The following is an 18,218-nucleotide window of genomic DNA, read 5'->3' as shown; positions in this document are numbered from 1 at the left end:
TATGGCTGTTTGGGCAAGGTCAAGCAGCCGTTCTTGCTGCGCTCGGACAATGGGCTGGTGTTCACCAGCCGCAGTTATACGGCCCTGGTCAAAAGCTATGGGCTGCAGCAGGAGTTCATCACGCCGTACAGCCCGGAACAAAACGGCATGGTCGAGCGCGTGATCCGCACACTCAAGGACCAATGCGTGCACCGCCACCGGTTCGAGACGCTACAACACGCCAGTCGTGTGATTGGCGACTGGATCCGCTTTTACAACCACCAGCGCCCACATCAGGCGCTGGGTATGAAGACCCCCGCTGAGGCTTATGCTTTAGCAGCCTGATCTGTGCAGAAAGGGCTGGGTCAATACAGCTTTTCTCAGGCCGCAGCTTTCTTGCAAGCAGCGAAACGCATCAGCACTCCGCATACGCCACAGCCAACCCGCCCCGCGACGTCTCCTTGTACTTGTCCAGCATGTCACGCCCGGTGTCGCGCATGGTGCGGATGGCAGTGTCAAGGCTGACCTTGTGCTTGCCGTCACCCGAGAGTGCCAGCTGGGCAGCATTGATGGCCTTGATGGCGCCCATGGCGTTGCGTTCGATGCAGGGCACCTGCACCAGGCCGCCGACCGGGTCGCAGGTCAGGCCGAGGTTGTGCTCCAGGCCGATTTCGGCGGCGTTTTCGACCTGTTCGGGGGTTCCGCCCAGCACCTGCGTGAGGCCGGCAGCGGCCATGGCGCAGGCGGAGCCGACTTCGCCCTGGCACCCCACTTCTGCCCCCGAGATGGAGGCATTGCGCTTGAGCAGCACGCCGATGGCGGTCGCTGCAAGCAAAAAATCGACCACGTCGTCGTCATTGGCGCCGCGCTGGAAATCCATGAAGTAGTGCAGCACGGCGGGGATGATGCCGGCGGCGCCGTTGGTGGGCGCCGTAACGACGCGGCCGCCAGCTGCGTTTTCCTCGTTGACGGCCAGGGCGTAGAGGTTGACCCAGTCCATCGCCGAGAAGGTCTGGGTGATGAGGTTGGGAAGAGCATCGCGGCGGTTCAGGCGGCGGTACATGCCCGGAGCACGGCGCTCGACGGAAAGACCGCCGGGCAGGACGCCTTCCTGACGCAGGCCGCGTGCCACGCAGGCGCGCATCGTGGCCCAAATTTCCAGCAAGGCGGCACGGGTTTCGGCTTCGGGACGCCAGGTGCGTTCGTTGCGCAGCACCAGATCGGCCAGGCGCAGATTGTGCTGGCGGCAGAGGGCCAGCATCTGTTCGGCATCATCGAAAGGCAGTTCGACTTCCTCGCGTGCAGCGCCGGTCTGGCCTTCGGCGGCCTGGGCCTCATCCACCACGAAGCCGCCACCGATGGAGTAATAGGTGTTTTCAAACAGCACCTTGCCGTCCTGACCGGACACGGCCAGTCGCATGGCGTTGGGATGGCGAGGCAGGCTGACGGGCTGGAATTGCAGGTCGCGCTGCCAGTCGAACGTCACGGAATGCGTGCCGGCCAGCGGCAGACGGGCGTCGAGCTGTACGGCATCGACGGCCTGCGTCAGCTGGTCGGGGTCGGCCTGGTCGGGTTGCTGGCCCATCAGGCCGGCGATGACGGCGCGGTCGGTGCCGTGGCCGATGCCGGTGGCAGAGAGCGAGCCATAAAGCTTGATCTGCACGCGCTGCACCTCGGGGAGCAGACCGCTCTCCTGCACCTGACGCGCAAAATTGCAGGCAGCCCGCATGGGGCCGACGGTGTGGGAACTGGAGGGGCCGATGCCGATCTTGAACAGGTCGAGGGCGCTGATCATGGGTGTCCGAATCATGCGGAAATGGGGATGCGGCATCTTGCGACATTGTCGTGCGGGAGGCAAACTGCAACTGTCTTTCCCCTGCCGCGCCAAGTAAATCCATTGGTGTGTTGCCCTGAGTGCCACGGTTACTTGCGTATGTTGCCAATGCCGGGGGCCTTGCGCCATCAAGCTAAGGAGGGAGGGGAAATCCCCTATCCGTCTTTGTGGCAATCCCTTCCCGGACGCACAGAACAGGATGCATCCATGCGTGTTTTTCTCGACACCGAATTCACCAATTTCAATCTGCCCGGGTTGATCAGCCTCGGGCTGGTGACGGAAGATGGGCGGGAGTTCTATGCCGAGCGCAATGACTTCCTGCGCGAGGCCTGCAGCCCGTTTGTGCAGGCCCATGTGCTGCCCTTGCTGGGGCGGGTGGCAGGAGCTTCGGGAAATGCCGACGAGGTGGGAAGCCGTCTGCATCAGTGGCTGGAAGGGCTGGGAGAGCCGGTTTGCGTGGTGTACGACTATGTGGATGACTGGCTGCTGCTGACGCAGGCCCTGATCACCCCCGAACGGCTGCGCTTGCCTGCCACACTGCAATCGCGGGAGTTCGTGCCGGCTGAAGTGGTGCAGCATCCGACGTTTCGTGCAGCACAAGCTGCTGTCTATTCGCTGGAGTGGGTGCAACACCATGCCCTGGCCGATGCGCGCGGTTTGCGGGCCGGTCTGCTGGCCTGGCAGGAAGCCTTGAAACAGCGTTTGTAGCGCTGGATGGCAAGCCTCGAAAAAGCTTGATAACTGTATTTTTATACAGTATATTTGGAGCCATGAATGCTCCAGCCGCCAACGGGTCGCCAACGCCTGCCGCCCCTTTGCCCCCCTCCTCCCTGCAGCCTGCTACACGGGTGGCTGCGGCCTTGTCGGCGTCGGTGTGGCGGGCTTCGGAACTGGGCACGGCGCCTGCGCCAGTCCGCTCTTCGGGCTGGCCGGAGCTGGATGCGCAACTGCCCGGCGGTGGCTGGCCTTGCCAGGCGCTGACCGAAATCCTGCTGCCACGCACAGGCAGCTGCGAATGGCGCTTGACCGGCCATGCCCTCGGCTCCCTCGCAACGCAGGAGAAGGCGATTGTGCTGATCGGCCCGCCGGCATCGCCGCATGTGCCGGGGCTGATGCATGCCGGCCTGGATGCACGGCATCTGGTCTGGGTCCAGGCCGAGGGCATGGCAGAACGCCTGTGGGCCGCGGAGCAGTTGATCCGTGCCAATGCAGCGGCTGCCGTGCTGGCGTGGCTGCCGCAGGCCAGGCCGGAGCATATCCGCCGCTTGCAGATCAGCGCCCTGCGCTGCGAGGGGCTGGTGTTTCTGTTCCGGCCGGAGGCGGCGTGCCAGCAGGCCTCCGCAGCGCCCTTGCGCCTGCGGGTGCAGCCGGGGCCGGACTGGAGCTTGCAGACGCACATTCTCAAGCGGCGCGGTGCCTTGCATGAGGAGGCGATTTTTCTTCCGGCCATTCCTGGCGGGCTGGCAGATGTGCTGCCGCCGCGGCTGCGCAAGCCGGGGCTGGTTCGGCCTGCTTCTGTTCCCGAGGTGTCCCATGCTGTGGGCCGCACTGCTTTCCGGCCCGTCTCCGTCGTGCATTGAGGGGCTGGTGCTGTGGGGCCTGCAGTTCACGCCGCGGGTGGCCATTGCCCGCTCGGATGCAGGCTTTGCCACCGCCATGCTGATGGAACTGGAAGCCAGCGTGCGCCTGTTTGGCGGGCGCCGGCAGTTGGCACAGCGGATACGAACGGAGAGTACCGAACTGGGGGCCACCTCCCTGAGTTGGGCACCGACTGGCCTGGCCGCGATCGCCCTGGCGCGGGCTGGGGTACGGCATGGTTTTGGGGCACCCCTGACCCAGCGACTGGATCCCTTGCCACTGTCCAGCATCGATGCCGTCCAGCAGGAAGCGGCCACGCTGGCTCGGCTTGGATGCCAGACGCTCGGACAGGTACGCTCTCTGCCCCGTTCGGGAACAAGTCGGCGTTTTGGTGCCGGCTTGCTGGATGCGCTGGATCAGGCTTATGGGCAGCGCCCCGAAACCTTTGTGTGGGAGCAGCTGCCGGAGCGCTTTCATGCCCGGCTGGAACTGATGGCGCGCATCGACACCGCACCGGCGCTGATGCACGGCGCCCGGCGCCTGTTGCTGCAGCTGTGCGGCTGGCTGGCTTCGCGCTGCTGCGGCGTCACGGCCATCACCTTGCGCTGGTGTCACGACGGCATGCGCTCGCGCCATGTGGACGAGGGAGGTGAATTGCGCATCCGCACGGCCCAGCCCACTCGGCAGATCGACCATTTGGGCCGCCTGCTTGCCGAGCATCTGGCCAAGGTGGAGTTGCAGGCACCCGTGGGCGAGTTGCAACTATTGGCTGACGAGGTGCAGCCTTTCGAAGAAGCGCCGGCCTCTCTGCTACCCGACCAGCGGCCCGATGATGAACCCCTGCCGCTGGTGCTGGAGCGCATTGCGGCCCGGCTGGGCAGTGCGCGCGTGGTGCGGCCTGTGCTGCGCGAAGACCATCGCCCCGAGTGGCAGGTACGCTGGCAGGAGGCTCAGGAGCCCTTGCCGCGCGCCGGAGGCCAATGGCAGGGAATGCCGCAGCCGGGTTTTCTGCTGCCGGAGCCCGTCCAGCTGGGCACGAATGCGGCCAATCGTCCGCTGTACCACGGCGTACTGACGCTGCTGTCGGGCCCGCACCGTATCGAAGGGGGATGGTGGCATCGGCTGCAGCAAGCCGATGGCAGCCAGCACACGGCCACTGCGGTGCGCGATTACTGGGTGGCGCACAGCGAACAGGCTGGCGTGCTGTGGCTGTACCAGACCCGGCTGGCGCAGGAGGGCACGGCCTGGTATCTGCACGGCTTCTTTGCCTGAGGGGATGGCCATGACGCGCCCTTCTCCCGCCCTTCCCGGCTATGCCGAACTCTGGTGCCTGAGCAATTTCAGCTTTCTGCGCGGCGCCAGCCATCCGCGCGAGCTGGTGGAGCGCGCGCACCGGCTGGAATACCAGGCACTGGCCCTGACCGACGAGTGCTCGCTCGCCGGCGTGGTGCGCGCGCATGAAGCGGCCAGGGAACGGGGGTTGAAGCTGCTGATCGGCGCCCAGTTCGAGGTGCAGCATGCCGCGCCGTTCACCCTGATCGTGCTGGCCTGCAACCTGAACGGATACGGCAATCTGTGCGAGTTCATCACCAGACTGCGCCGCCGGGCTGACAAGGGCAGCTACCGCCTGGAACGGCATGAGATTGTGCCGCGTGCCCTGGATGACTGCGTGGTGCTGGCCGCGCCTGCGCGCCCTGCCACACCCGAGCAACTGCTGGCCACGGCGCGCTGGCTGCTGGACGGTTTCAGCGGGCGTTGCTGGCTGGCGGTACGGCTGCTGCGCGAACTGGGCGATGAACTGTGGCAGCACCAGCTGCGCGAAATATCGGCGCTGACGGCGATTCCGCTGGTGGCGGCGGGCGATGTGCACATGCATGTGCGCTCGCGTAAGCCGCTGCAGGACGTGCTGACGGCCACACGCATCGGCAAGCCCTTGAGCGAATGCGGCTACGCGCTGCAAGGCAATGCGGAGCGCCATCTGCGCACGCGTTTGCGGCTGGCGCAGACCTACCCGCCGGACTTGCTCCAGCAAACCCTGCGGGTGGCCGAACGCTGCACATTCAGTCTGCAAGAGCTATGCTACCAGTACCCCGATGAAGTGGTGCCCGCCAGTGAAACCCCCGCCGCCTACCTGCGCCGCATGACCTACGAGGGGGCCAGCCTGCGTTGGCCGCGAGGGGTCAGCGACAAGGTGCGCGGGCTGATCGAGCACGAACTCACCCTGATCACCGAGATGGGCTACGAGCATTATTTTCTGACCGTGTTCGATATCGTGCAGTTTGCCCGCAGCAGGAACATTCTGTGTCAGGGCCGTGGCTCAGCGGCCAATTCTGCGGTGTGCTACTGCCTCCATGTGACTGAGGTGGATCCGGATCGCAGCACCCTGCTGTTCGAACGCTTCATCAGCAAGGAGCGCAACGAGCCCCCGGATATCGACGTGGATTTCGAGCACGAGCGGCGCGAGGAAGTGATCCAGTACCTCTATGAAAAATATGGCCGCCATCGCGCCGGCCTGACAGCCACCGTGATCAGCTACCGCTCCAGGTCGGCCATGCGCGATGTGGGCAAGGCGCTCGGTTTCGGGCCGGACGTGGTGGACGCCCTGGCCAGGGACCATCACTGGTGGGATGGCAGTGGCATCCGGCCGGAGGCTTTGCAGACCCTTGGCCTGTCCGCCGATGATCTGGCGGTGCGCCAGCTGGTGCACCTTACACGCACGCTGATCGGATTTCCGCGCCACCTTTCTCAGCATGTGGGAGGATTCGTGCTGACCAAGGGGCCTCTCTCGCGTCTGGTGCCAATCGAGAACGCCGCCATGAAGGATCGCACCGTGATCGAGTGGGACAAGGACGACCTGGATGTGCTCAAGCTGCTGAAAGTGGACGTGCTGGCGCTCGGCATGCTGACGGCGCTGCGCAAGATGCTGGATCTGGTCAGCCTGCGCAAGGGCGTGACTTTTCGCATGCAGGATATTCCGCCAGAAGACCCGGCCACCTACGCCATGATCAGCAAGGCCGACACCATCGGCGTGTTCCAGATCGAGAGCCGCGCGCAGATGAGCATGCTGCCGCGGCTGCGACCGGAGCGCTTTTACGATCTGGTGATCGAGGTGGCAATTGTGCGGCCGGGGCCGATCCAGGGCGGCATGGTGCACCCCTATCTGCGCCGGCGCCAGAATCTCGAGCCCGTGACTTATCCGAGCGAAGCCCTGAAGGATGTTCTGGAACGCACCAAAGGGGTGCCGATTTTTCAGGAGCAGGTGATGCAGATTGCCATGGTGGCTGCCGGCTTTAGCGCTGGTGAAGCCGACGATCTGCGCCGCTCCATGGCCGCCTGGCGACGAAAAGGTGGCGTGGAAAAGTACTACCAGAAGATCGTGGACGGCATGCTGGCGCGCGGCTATGAGCGCGCCTTTGCCGAATCGATTTTCGAGCAGATCAAGGGCTTCTCGGAATACGGCTTTCCCGAAAGCCATTCGGCCAGCTTTGCCCTGCTGGTGTATGCCAGCAGCTGGCTCAAGTGCCACCATCCGGCCGAGTTCCTGGCCGCCCTGATCAACAGCCAGCCACTCGGCTTCTACACCCCGCGCCAGCTGGTGAACGATGCCCGGCGCCATGGCGTGGAAGTGCGCCCGGTCGACGTGATGCACAGCGCAGTGGATTGCACGCTGGAAGATCTGCCGGAGTGCCTCGGCCTATTCACTGGAGCCACTGCAGACCCAAAGGATTGCGCCCCTGACTACCCAGCCCGGAAAGCGGAAAGCCAGATCAACGGCTTCTTGGCGCCCAAGCCCACACACGCAGTCGCACATCCAATCGCACACCCCGCAGTGCGCCTGGGCCTGCGCCTGGTCAACGGCCTGCCACACGCCGCCGCCAGACGCATCGTGGCTGAACGCGCCCGCGCGCCTTTCCGCAGCGCCGAAGAGCTGGCCCGCCGCTGCGGCCTGGGCCAGTCCGAAATGAAACTGCTCGCTGCCGCTGATGCGCTGATGAGCCTGAGCGGCCACCGGCGCAACCAGGTATGGGAAGCGGCCGGCCTGCATGCCATGCCGCACCTGCTGCGCGAGGCGCCTGTCAATGAGGCACAGTTCCAACTGCCAGCCGCCCCCGAAGGGGAAGAAATCCTCTGGGACCATGCCTCCACCGGCCTATCCCTGCGCCGCCACCCTCTCGCCCTGCTGCGCCCGCAACTGGCACGGCGCCGCCTGCTGTCCAGCGCCGAACTCGACCAGCTCCCCGATGGCGCCCTGGTGCGCCACGCCGGCATCGTCACCCTGCGCCAGCAACCCGGCACCGCCAAGGGCACGGTCTTCGTCACGCTGGAAGACGAAACCGGCGTGGTGCAGGTGGTGTGCTGGAAAAGCATCCGCGATGCCCAGCGCTCTGTGCTGCTGCAGGCCCGCCTGATGGCCGTGCATGGCCGCTGGCAGCGCGAAGGCGAAGTAAAGAACCTGATCGCCTTCAGGCTGATTGACCTGACCCCGTTGCTGGGCCGCCTGCCGACCGAAAGCCGGAATTTTCACTAGCGAACATGCCGCCCTCCAGCACTCGCACGGCGAGGAGCAGATTTCAGACATCAACGCCGCAACAGTTCCCCAACGAACGCCCGTGCTTGACGCCCATCAAGCAAAGCCATGCCTGCGGTGCCGGCAAGCCCCTAAATCCGAGAATATCACTCAACTTTTATCTACACTGCTTCCTGTAGGCGTACCGTCCAGCGGGCGCCTGGCTTTCTACCGTATCCGACACGCAAGATCAGGAGTACTTGCATGACCGACACCACCCAGCCCTCCCCGCGCCGCAGCATTCCGATCGGCAACGCACCGCCCAAGGCGGTCGACAAGGCCGCAGAACGCGAAGCCATGCGCGCCAGGTACGAGGCCATGCCCTGGCGCATGGCCCTGCTGAACGATGCCCCGCACCGCCTGGGCTTCTTCCTCGCCATGGTGCTGCTGTTCGTGTTCTCGGGCTGGTGGGCCTGGGTGCAGATTGCCCGCGTGACCGGTCTGTTCCAGCCGGCCTACGCCATCCTGCCCACGCTGCAGCACTCGGCCATGATGGTGCTGGGCTTCATGCCGCTGTACTTTGCCGGTTTCCTGTTCACGGCCGGCCCCAAATGGCTGCACGTGCCCGCGCCCGAAACCCGCGATGTGCGCGGCATGCTGCTGATGCAGGCCGGCGGCTGGCTGCTGTGGCTGATGGGCGGTCAGGGCCTGTACGGCCTCGCCATTGCCGGCGCCATCATCGCGCTGATCGGCCTGAGCTGGATGTTTGCCCTGTGGTGGAAGCTGATCCGCGCCAGCAAGGTCCAGGATCAGGTGCATGCGCGCACCGTGGGCATCGCCGGCATCATCGGCTGCGTCAGCCTGCTGGGCATGATCGTGAGCGTGCTCATGGGCAACGTGTCCACTGCCCTGCACTGGGTGCAGACAGCGCTGTGGGGTTTCATCCTGTTCGTGTTCATCGCGGTGGCGCACCGCATGATTCCCTTCTTCACCTCCAACGTGCTGCCGCTGATCGAGGTCTGGCGCCCGTTCTGGGTGCTGTGGCTGATGCTTGGCGCCGCCAGCTTCGAAATCGCCGCGCTCTGGCTGCAGGCCTGGGGCGTGCAGGGCAGCGCCTGGCTGATGTTCCGCGGCGTGGTCGAGATTGTGCTGGGCGGCATGCTGCTGTGGCTGGCCATTGTCTGGGGGCTGGCGCAAAGCCTCAAGATCCGCCTGTTGGCCATGCTGCATATCGGCTTTGTCTGGCTCGGCATCACCTTCGTGCTGTTCGGCATCACACAGTTTGCCGCACTGCGCTACGGCCAGGGCGCCCTGCTGCTGGCGCCGCTGCACGCCCTTACCATCGGCTGCCTGGGGTCGCTCATCATGGCCATGGTCACGCGGGTGTCCTGCGGGCACAGCGGCCGCACGCTGGTGGCTGACGACCTCGTGTGGCGGCTGTTCCTGCTGCTGCAGGTGGCTGTGGTGCTGCGTCTGGTCGGCGCCTTCCCCGGCTTCACCGCCCTGCTGCCACTGGCGGCTGCAGCCTGGTTCGGCATCGTGCTGATCTGGGGCAACCGTCTGGTGCAGTGGTACGGCAAGCCGCGCGTGGACGGCAAGGCCGGCTAGGACTCAGACATCCAGGCGGGTGCGCAGGGCTTCGTTCAGCACCCCCGCCACCGCCTGGTGAAACGCCGGCATCTCGCCAATCGCCGGCGCCAGGCGCCATTCCACCCCGCGCCAGTTGGCACTGAGCTGCTCCAGCAGTTTGGCCATGTCCACCCGCACATGGTGGCCTGCCCCGAGGAACATGGGGATGACCAGCACATGCCGGCACCCCTGGCGCGCCAGGGCATCGCCTGCTGCCAGGCACTTGGGCTCCTGGATTTCCACAAACCCCAGTTCCACTGCCAGCCCCGGGCGACCCGCCTTCAGCAGTTGCGCCACTGCCTCGAAAGGCTGGCTCCAAGCTGGATCACGTGACCCGTGGGCCACCAGCAATGCGCCGTCCATTTCCGTCATGTTTGTGTCAACTCCGTGTATCGATGGGTTTGCATACGTCAATTACATTTGTTTGCAGATTTTGATCCATTGACGGCAGTCAATGCTGCGGAAAAGCACCATCAGGATGATCGACCCCTGCAATGTAAGCAAACACTACAGGAGCACACGATGAGTTCATTCAAGATGAAGTTGCTGAGCGCCAGCCTGATTATGGCAGGGGTCGCTGTGGGTGCGCAGGCGCAAACCAGCGCCGCCGCCAAGTCGGACGGCCAGAACCATACCACGGCCGTCCAGGCCACTTATGAAAACGCAGGCAGCTCCCCCGTAGGCAAGGCGGACATGCACCAGGACATCAACCCCAAGGCTCCGCCGATGTCCAAGACCGAATTCGAGCGCGCCAAGGAAATCTACTTCCAGCGCTGCGCCGGCTGCCATGGCGTTCTGCGCAAGGGCGCAACCGGCAAGGCCCTGACGCCCGACATCACGCTGGAACGCGGCAGCGAATACCTGAAAACCTTCATCGCCTACGGCAGCCCTGCCGGCATGCCCAACTGGCAGACCTCCGGTGAAATGACCGCCGCCGACGTGGACCTGATGGCCCGCTACATCCAGCAAACGCCTCCCACACCGCCGGAATTCTCGCTGGCTGACATGGAAAAGTCGCGCAAGGAATATGTGCCCGTTTCCAAGCGCCCGACGAAGAAGATGAACAAGTACAACATCGACAACCTCTTCTCCGTCACCCTGCGTGACAGCGGTGAAGTGGCCCTGATCGATGGCGACACCAAGCAGATCATCAACATCGTCAAGACCGGCTACGCCGTCCACATCTCCCGCCTGTCCAAGTCCGGCCGCTACCTGTACGTGATCGGCCGTGACGCCCGCTTGAACCTGATCGACCTGTGGATGGAAAAACCGGACAACGTGGCCGAGATCAAGGTGGGTCTGGAAGCCCGTTCCGTCGAGACTTCCAAGTTCAAGGGCTTCGAGGACAAGATCGCCGTGGCCGGCACCTACTGGCCGCCGCAGTTCGTGATCATGGATGGCGATACGCTGAAGCCGCGCAAGATCGTGTCGACCCGTGGCATGACCGTGGACAACGAGTACCACCCCGAGCCGCGCGTGGCAGCCATCGTGGCCAGCCACTACCGTCCCGAATTCCTGGTCAACGCCAAGGAAACCGGCAAGATCTACATGGTCGACTACACCGACCTGAGCAACCTCAAGACCACCACGCTCGACGCGGCCAAGTTCCTGCATGATGGCGGCTTCGACAGCACCGGCCGCTACTTCATGACGGCTGCCAACGCTTCCAACAAGATCGCCGTGGTCGATACCAAGGAAGACAAGCTGGCCGCCCTGGTCGATGTGGGCAAGACCCCGCACCCGGGCCGCGGCGCCAACTTCGTGCATCCCAAGTTCGGCCCCGTTTGGGCAACTTCCCACCTGGGTGACGAAAGCATCAGCCTGATCGGTACCGATCCGGTCAAGCACAAGGCCAATGCCTGGAAAGTGGTGCAGACCATGAAGGGCCAAGGTGGCGGTTCTCTGTTCATCAAGACCCATCCCAAGTCCAAGAACCTGTGGGTCGACACCACCCTCAACCCCGATGCCAAGATCAGCCAGAGCGTGGCCGTGTATGACATCAACAACCTGAACGCCGAAGCCAAGATCATCGACATCGCGGCCTGTGCCAAGCTGACCGATGACGGCGCCAAGCGCGTGGTGCAGCCCGAGTACAACAAGGCCGGGGACGAAGTCTGGTTCTCCGTCTGGAGTGCCAAGAACAAGGAATCCGCGATTGTTGTGGTCGACGACAAGACACGTGCCTGCAAGACCGTGATCAAGGACAAGCGCCTGATCACGCCGACCGGCAAGTTCAACGTCTACAACACGCAGCACGACGTGTACTGATTGACTGCAATCAATGAGCCATTCTTCGCGGCCCTACACAATGGGCCCGAAGCCAACAAGGTTTTTCAACTGGAGTGAACCCATCATGAGCAAGCGTCTTATTACTCCCGCCCTCGTCGCCGTCGGTCTGCTGTTCGGCATCGCCAGCAACGTGCAGGCCAGCGAAGCCCTGGCCAAGTCCAAGAACTGCATGGCTTGCCATGCCGTGGACAAGAAGATGGTTGGCCCTTCCTACAAGGATGTGGCGGCCAAGTACAAGGGCAAGGGTGCTGAAGCAACCCTGGCTGCCAAGATCAAGAAAGGCGGCGTGGGTGCCTGGGGCAACGTGCCCATGCCTCCCAACAACGTGACCGATGCCGAAGCCGCTTCGCTGGTCAAGTGGGTCATGTCCCTGTAATACGGTTGACGTATACGTAAAGTCGATGCATGTGCATCGGCTTTTTTTATTTCCTGAACGCGCAAATCCGTAGCAAACAGGCACATTTTGATGCATCATCCAACAGGTTGACGGCAGTCAATGCAATAACCCCACGCCAAGGCGATGATTCGTTCCGAACCCTAGCCAACAAACCTGGAGTCAACTATGAGCCCGTTCCAGCTGAAGTATCTTGCTGCCACCCTGGCAGTCGTCGGCATCTCCGTAGCCGGATGCAGTAACAAACAAGATGCGGCTCCCACCGCAGCTTCCGCGGCTTCTGCCGTCAGCGCAGCACCGGCCGCCAGCGCACAGGCCCCTGCCGAGAATGCAGCAGCCAAGAGCGACGCCGCCAGCCATGGCGACACCACCGCTGCCACCTACGCCAACGCCGGCTCCTCCCCGGTAGGCGCAGCAGCCCTGCACCAGAACATCAACCCCAAGGCTCCGCAAATGACGCAGGCCGAGTTCGAGCGCGGCAAGGAAATCTACTTCCAGCGCTGCGCCGGCTGCCATGGCGTGCTGCGCAAGGGTGCTACCGGCAAGCCGCTCACCACCGACATCACGCTGGAGCGCGGTACCGAATACCTGAAGACCTTCATCGCCTACGGCAGCCCCGCAGGCATGCCCAACTGGCAGACTTCCGGCGAAATGACCGCCCAGGACGTGGACCTGATGGCCCGCTACATCCAGCAGGAACCGCCCACTCCGCCCGAGTTCTCGCTGGCTGACATCGAAAGCTCCCGCAAGGAATACATCCCGGTCGACAAGCGTCCGACCAAGAAGATGAACAACTACAACATCGACAACCTCTTCTCCGTCACCCTGCGTGACAGCGGCGAAGTGGCCCTGATCGATGGCGACACCAAACAGATCATCAACATCGTCAAGACCGGCTATGCGGTGCACATCTCCCGCATGTCCAAATCGGGCCGCTACCTTTACGTGATCGGCCGTGACGCACGCCTGAACCTGATCGACCTGTGGATGGAAAAACCGGACAACGTGGCCGAAGTGAAGGTCGGTCTGGAAGCCCGTTCCGTCGAGACTTCCAAGTTCAAGGGCTTCGAGGACAAGCTGGCGATCGCCGGTACCTACTGGCCGCCGCAGTTCGTGATCATGGATGGCGATACGCTCAAGCCGCGCAAGGTGGTTTCCACCCGTGGCATGACCGTGGACAACGAATACCACCCCGAGCCGCGCGTGGCAGCCATCGTGGCCAGCCACTACCGTCCTGAATTCCTGGTCAACGCCAAGGAAACCGGCAAGATCTACATGGTCGACTACACCGACCTGGCCAACATGAAGATGACGGTGCTGGATTCTGCCAAGTTCCTGCATGATGGCGGCTTCGACAGCACCGGCCGTTACTTCATGACGGCTGCCAACGCCTCCAACAAGATCGCAGTGGTCGATACCAAGGAAGACAAGCTGGCCGCCCTGGTCGATGTGGGCAAGACCCCGCACCCGGGCCGTGGCGCCAACTTCAAGCATCCCAAGTTCGGTCCGGTGTGGGCCACCTCCCACTTGGGTGACGAAAGCATCAGCCTGATCGGTACCGATCCGGTCAAGAACAAGGCCAACGCCTGGAAAGTGGTGCAGACCATCAAGGGCCAGGGTGGCGGTTCTCTGTTCATCAAGACCCATCCCAAGTCCAAGAACCTGTGGGTCGACACCCCGCTGCACCCGGATGCCAAGATCAGCCAGAGCGTAGCCGTGTATGACATCAACAAGCTGGACGGCGCTCCGCAGATCATCGACATCGCTGCCTGCGCCAAGCTGGCTGACGACGGCGCCAAGCGCGTGGTGCAGCCCGAGTACAACAAGGCCGGTGACGAAGTCTGGTTCTCCGTCTGGAGCGCCCTGAACAAGGAATCCGCCATTGTGGTGGTCGACGACAAGACCCGCGCCTGCAAGACCGTGATCAAGGACAAGCGCCTGGTCACGCCGACCGGCAAGTTCAACGTCTACAACACGCAGAACGACGTCTATTGATCCACGCCCTTTCCTGAAAAGGCGCACAGGCCGGGCGGGCAACCGCCCGGCCTTTTTACTGGGTTGCCGGCAATCAAGGTTCCGCCTGCCGCAGCCTCCTATACTTCACTCAATCCAACCACATGGTGCCGCGAGATGTTGCAGTTGATCCGAATCATCGTGATGTGTGGCGCCTGCCTGGCCAGCATGGCCCAAGCGCAGGAATCTGCCCCCGTACCCTCTGAAGCCCGCCAGCGAGAACTGCTGCACCTGCTCAAGCAGGATTGCGGCGCCTGCCATGGCATGACCATGCAGGGCGGCCTGGGCACCCCTCTTACCGCCGAAGCGCTGCGCGACAAGCCCGTCGACAGCCTGGTTGCCACCATCATGGGTGGCCGCCCCGGCACCGCCATGCCGCCATGGAAGCCATTCATGAACGAGCAGGAAGCCCGCTGGATGGTGGAGCTGCTGCAGGCCGGCAAGCATCCGTAAGCATTTCAGGGAGTCCATCATGACCAGCAAGAACATCCAGTCCACCTCTTCCCTGCGCCGGCTGCCCGGCGCCCTCTCGATCCTGGTGGCCGCGCTGGCCCTGGCCGGCTGTGCCGCCACGGGCGGTGCGGTACGCGGCACCGGCGACCTCGGTGTCGTCATCGAGCGTGCCACCGGCAGCGTGCAGATCGTCGAAAACAGCACCGACACCAGCCTCGCCCAGGTCAAGGGCCTGGGCGACCTCTCGCATGCCTCCGTGGTGTTCTCGCGCGATACGCGCTACGCCTACGTGTTCGGCCGCGACGGCGGCCTGAGCAAGGTCGACATGCTCACGCACAAGCTGGTCAAGCGCGTGATCCAGGCCGGCAACAGCATCGGCGGTGCCGTCTCCACTGATGGCCGCATCCTGGCCGCCCAGAACTACGAGCCGGGCGGCGTCAAGCTGTTCGATGCCGACACGCTGGAACTGCTGGCGGACATTCCTGCCGTGGGCGCCGATGGCAAGCCCTCCAAGGTGGTCGGCCTCGCCGACCTGCCGGGCCAGCGCTTTGCCTACAGCCTGTTCGAAGCCGGCGAAATCTGGATGCTCGACGCCTCCAACCCGCGCCAGCCCAAGGTGACCAAGTTCCACAACGTCGGCAAGCAGCCCTACGATGGCCTGGGCAGCTCCAACGGCCGCTACTACATCGCCGGCCTGTATGGCGAGGATGGTCTGGCCATGCTCGACACCTGGGCCAAGGACCTGCAGGTGCGCCGCATCCTGCCCGACTACGGCAAGGGCCGCGAGAAGCAGCCTGTCTACAAGATGCCCCACCTGCGTGGCTGGGCCATTTCGGGCGACTATGCCTTCCTGCCGGCCATCGGCCACAAGCAGGTACTGGTGGCCGACAACCGCAGCTGGAACCAGGTGACTGCCGTGCCGGTGTACGGCCAGCCCGTGTTTGTGATGGCCGAGCCCTCCGGCCGCAAGGTGTGGGTCAACTTCGCCTTCCCGCACAACGATACGCTGCAGGTGATCGACGTGCCTTCCATGAAGGTGGTGCAGACGCTCAAGCCGGGCAAGGCCATCCTGCACATGGAGTTCTCGCCCAAGGGGGACGAGATCTGGGTTTCCAGCCGCGACGAGAACAAGGTCGTGGTGATCGACACGCAAAGCTACACCACCCGCAAGGTGCTGCCGGCAGAAAGCCCGTCCGGGATTTTCTTTACCTGGCGTGCCAGCCGCATGGGCATGTAAGCTTGGCCCATGCACGCCACTGATGACTCCTACCGGGCTGCTCCCGAGGCAGCCCTGGCAGATTCTGCCCCGCAACTCGCCCTGCTCGATGCCTGGCAACGCGGCTTTCCGCTGGAGCCCCGGCCCTATGCGCGCATTGCTACAGCGCATGGCCTGAGCGAAGCGGAGCTGCTGGCCCGCCTGCGGCAGGTGCTGGAGCAGAAGCTTCTAAGCCGCGTCGGCGGCATTTTTGCTCCCAATACTGTCGGCGCCAGCACGCTGGCCGCAGTGACGGTGCCGGCGGACCAGGTCGAAGCCGCCGCAGCGCTGATCAACCGCTACCCGGAGGTCAACCACAACTACCTGCGTGAGCACCACTACAACCTGTGGTTTGTGGTGGCCGCAACCGACCGGGCTGGCGTGCAGCGCGTGCTGGCCGAGATTGGCGAGGCGCTGAATCAGACCGTGCTGGATCTACCGCTGGAAGCCGAATACCACGTGGACCTCGGTTTTTCGCTGCAGGATGGCAGCAAGGCCGCGCACCGCCCTGCCCCTGCCGCCCTCACACACATCACACCCGAACAACGCGCGCTGATGGCTGCGCTCGGACATGGTCTGGCGCTGGAGTCGCAGCCCTATGCCATCATGGCAAAGTCCATTGGCTGGAGCGAGCAGCAAGTCATCGACCAGCTGGCCGAATGGGTGCACAGCGGCGTGCTGCGCCGCCTGGGCCTGATCGTGCGTCACCACGAGTTTGGCTACACCGCCAATGCCATGTGTGTGTGGCAGGTGCCACCCGAACTGCGCGATGCCAAGGGCGAAGCGCTGGCGGCTCAGCATGGCGTCAACCTTTGCTACGCGCGCCCGGCACGCGGCAGCCACTGGCCCTACAACCTGTTCTGCATGGTGCACGGCAAGGACCGCACCGAAGTCAGCCTGCGCGTGGCGGAGCTGAACCAGGCCGCCGGCCTGGAGCAATTGCCGCACGCTGTGCTGTTCTCCACCCGCCGCTTCAAGCAAAGCGGCGCCCTGTATGGAAGGATGCGCCCCCATGCCGCAAGCTGAATCCGCCCCGAAGCATCCCCAAACACCCGGCACAGCCTCGTCCGACGCGCGCCGGCAGGCAGCCGAACTGACAGCGCTGGAGGCAAGCATCGTCAACACACTGCAAGGCGACTTTCCCCTGACACACCGGCCGTTCGACGTGGCAGGACAGAGGCTGGACATCAGCGGCAAGCAACTGCGCAGCACCATCGCCAGCCTGCTGGAACGCAAGGTGCTCACCCGCTTCGGCCCGCTGTTCCAGATCGAGCGCATGGGCGGTCAGTTCGTGCTGGCCGCGCTGCAGGTGCCCGAAGAGCGCTATGACGAGGTCACAGCCCAGGTCAACGCCTTTGACGCCGTAGCCCACAACTACCGGCGCGAGCACGCGCTCAACATGTGGTTTGTGCTGGCCACCTCCACACCGGCCGGGATGCAGCAGGCCATAGCCGACATCGAGCAGGCGACGGGTCTGCCGGTACATGCCTTTCCCAAGCTGGAGGAGTATTTCGTCGGCATGCGCTTTACCGTGGGGGGAGAACAGCCCGTGGGTGTGGTGGCCCCTGCTGATGCGCTTGAAGCCGGCAACGCACGCAATGCTCCCGGCACCGCGATCCAAGGTGTAGCAGACAAACTGGACGCCATTCGTGCCGACGACGGCGCTGGTGCCCAATCGGATGCCAGCGCGCCTCCCGATTCAGGCGTGGCAGTCCCGACCCTGCACGACGAGGACTGGCCCCTGATCCGCGCCTGCCAGGCAGGCCTCGCGCTCGACACCGATACGCCCTATGCCACCCTCGCCTCCCAACTCGGCTGGACGGAAGACCGCGTGCTGCAGCGCCTGCAGGAACTGCTGGACGCCGGCATCATCCGCCGCATCGGCGTGGTGCCGAACCATTACGCCATTGGCTACCGCTTCAACGCCATGGGTGTGTTCGATGTGGATGATGCGGCGATCGCACGGCTCGGTCCGCAGGTGGGTGCGCTGGATTTCGTCACCCACTGCTACCGCCGCCCGCGCGACCTGCCCCTGTGGCCCTACAACCTGTTCGCCATGTGCCATGGATCCAGCCGCGAGGCCGTGCTGCAGCAGATCGCGCAGGTGCGCGCCCTGCTCGGCACCGACTGCCGCGGCCACGATGCGCTTTTTTCCACGCGCATCCTGAAAAAATCCGGCTTGCGCGTTTAAGCTGCAGGGGGTATCGGAAAAAGGAGAATATGCGGGATCGGGGACATTCACCTGCATGCTTTTCCCTACCCCGGGGCGCCTTACAGGACGCCTCTC

15 protein-coding genes are annotated in these 18,218 nt (G+C 64.0%); 13 read left to right on the top strand and 2 right to left on the bottom strand.

Annotation, left to right across the window (positions count from 1 at the left end; genetic code table 11):
- Window positions 1–324: integrase core domain-containing protein (locus BMW28_RS08525; RefSeq protein WP_143280568.1), on the top strand; the 324-nt coding region annotated here is incomplete at its 5' end.
- A 70-nt stretch (window positions 325–394) separates the two neighbouring features.
- Here the strand turns inward: BMW28_RS08525 and BMW28_RS08520 are convergent.
- A complete protein-coding gene (locus tag BMW28_RS08520) occupies window positions 395–1,789 on the bottom strand; it encodes an L-serine ammonia-lyase (protein ID WP_407640946.1) in 1,395 nt (464 codons plus the stop codon).
- A 231-nt stretch (window positions 1,790–2,020) separates the two neighbouring features.
- On the opposite strand from BMW28_RS08520, the gene BMW28_RS08515 reads away from it, so the two are divergent.
- From BMW28_RS08515 to BMW28_RS08495, 5 genes are all read left to right on the top strand, one after another.
- On the top strand, window positions 2,021–2,521 hold the full coding sequence (locus BMW28_RS08515; RefSeq protein ID WP_091816592.1) for a 3'-5' exoribonuclease: 501 nt from the start codon (window positions 2,021–2,023) through the stop codon (window positions 2,519–2,521).
- A gap of 62 nt (window positions 2,522–2,583) precedes the next feature.
- Entirely contained in the window at window positions 2,584–3,393 is an 810-nt protein-coding gene (imuA, locus tag BMW28_RS08510; protein ID WP_091816590.1) for a translesion DNA synthesis-associated protein ImuA, read from the top strand.
- Window positions 3,347–4,663: a Y-family DNA polymerase gene (locus tag BMW28_RS08505; RefSeq protein WP_091816587.1), complete on the top strand. Its 1,317-nt coding sequence runs from the start codon at window positions 3,347–3,349 to the stop codon at window positions 4,661–4,663. Before imuA ends, BMW28_RS08505 begins: the two co-directional genes overlap by 47 nt.
- A gap of 10 nt (window positions 4,664–4,673) precedes the next feature.
- Window positions 4,674–7,919, top strand: a complete 3,246-nt coding sequence (locus BMW28_RS08500; RefSeq protein WP_143280566.1) for an error-prone DNA polymerase — start codon at window positions 4,674–4,676, stop codon at window positions 7,917–7,919.
- Between the two features lie 243 nt (window positions 7,920–8,162).
- Window positions 8,163–9,506 (top strand): NnrS family protein, encoded by a 1,344-nt coding sequence (locus tag BMW28_RS08495; protein WP_091816582.1) that lies wholly within the window; start codon window positions 8,163–8,165, stop codon window positions 9,504–9,506.
- Between the two features lie 3 nt (window positions 9,507–9,509).
- Here BMW28_RS08495 and BMW28_RS08490 read toward each other — a convergent pair whose 3' ends face one another.
- Window positions 9,510–9,899, bottom strand: a complete 390-nt coding sequence (locus BMW28_RS08490) for a sirohydrochlorin chelatase (RefSeq protein ID WP_091816580.1) — start codon at window positions 9,897–9,899, stop codon at window positions 9,510–9,512.
- Between the two features lie 150 nt (window positions 9,900–10,049).
- On the opposite strand from BMW28_RS08490, the gene BMW28_RS08485 reads away from it, so the two are divergent.
- From BMW28_RS08485 to ahbB (BMW28_RS13150), 7 genes are all read left to right on the top strand, one after another.
- Window positions 10,050–11,795 carry a nitrite reductase gene (locus BMW28_RS08485; protein ID WP_456151127.1) on the top strand — a complete coding sequence of 582 codons (1,746 nt, stop codon included), beginning with the start codon at window positions 10,050–10,052 and terminating at the stop codon, window positions 11,793–11,795.
- Window positions 11,796–11,880: 85 nt separating this feature from the next.
- Window positions 11,881–12,192, top strand: a complete 312-nt coding sequence (locus tag BMW28_RS08480; RefSeq protein WP_091816577.1) for a c-type cytochrome — start codon at window positions 11,881–11,883, stop codon at window positions 12,190–12,192.
- 186 nt (window positions 12,193–12,378) lie between these two features.
- Window positions 12,379–14,205 carry a nitrite reductase gene (locus BMW28_RS08475; RefSeq protein WP_234970081.1) on the top strand — a complete coding sequence of 609 codons (1,827 nt, stop codon included), beginning with the start codon at window positions 12,379–12,381 and terminating at the stop codon, window positions 14,203–14,205.
- 135 nt (window positions 14,206–14,340) lie between these two features.
- Window positions 14,341–14,676: a c-type cytochrome gene (locus tag BMW28_RS08470; protein WP_323030974.1), complete on the top strand. Its 336-nt coding sequence runs from the start codon at window positions 14,341–14,343 to the stop codon at window positions 14,674–14,676.
- Between the two features lie 19 nt (window positions 14,677–14,695).
- Window positions 14,696–15,913: a cytochrome D1 domain-containing protein gene (locus BMW28_RS08465; protein ID WP_091816574.1), complete on the top strand. Its 1,218-nt coding sequence runs from the start codon at window positions 14,696–14,698 to the stop codon at window positions 15,911–15,913.
- A 9-nt stretch (window positions 15,914–15,922) separates the two neighbouring features.
- On the top strand, window positions 15,923–16,957 hold the full coding sequence (gene ahbB, locus BMW28_RS08460) for a siroheme decarboxylase subunit beta (RefSeq protein ID WP_091816572.1): 1,035 nt from the start codon (window positions 15,923–15,925) through the stop codon (window positions 16,955–16,957).
- Window positions 16,944–18,122 carry a siroheme decarboxylase subunit beta gene (ahbB, locus tag BMW28_RS13150; RefSeq protein ID WP_091816570.1) on the top strand — a complete coding sequence of 393 codons (1,179 nt, stop codon included), beginning with the start codon at window positions 16,944–16,946 and terminating at the stop codon, window positions 18,120–18,122. Before ahbB (BMW28_RS08460) ends, ahbB (BMW28_RS13150) begins: the two co-directional genes overlap by 14 nt.
- Window positions 18,123–18,218 lie beyond the last annotated feature (96 nt).

Origin of the sequence: Allobrachymonas denitrificans DSM 15123 (assembly GCF_900110225.1) — a bacterium.
In the GTDB taxonomy this organism is placed as follows: domain Bacteria; phylum Pseudomonadota; class Gammaproteobacteria; order Burkholderiales; family Burkholderiaceae_C; genus Brachymonas; species Brachymonas denitrificans.
This window is presented reverse-complemented; position numbering and strand designations above follow the sequence as displayed.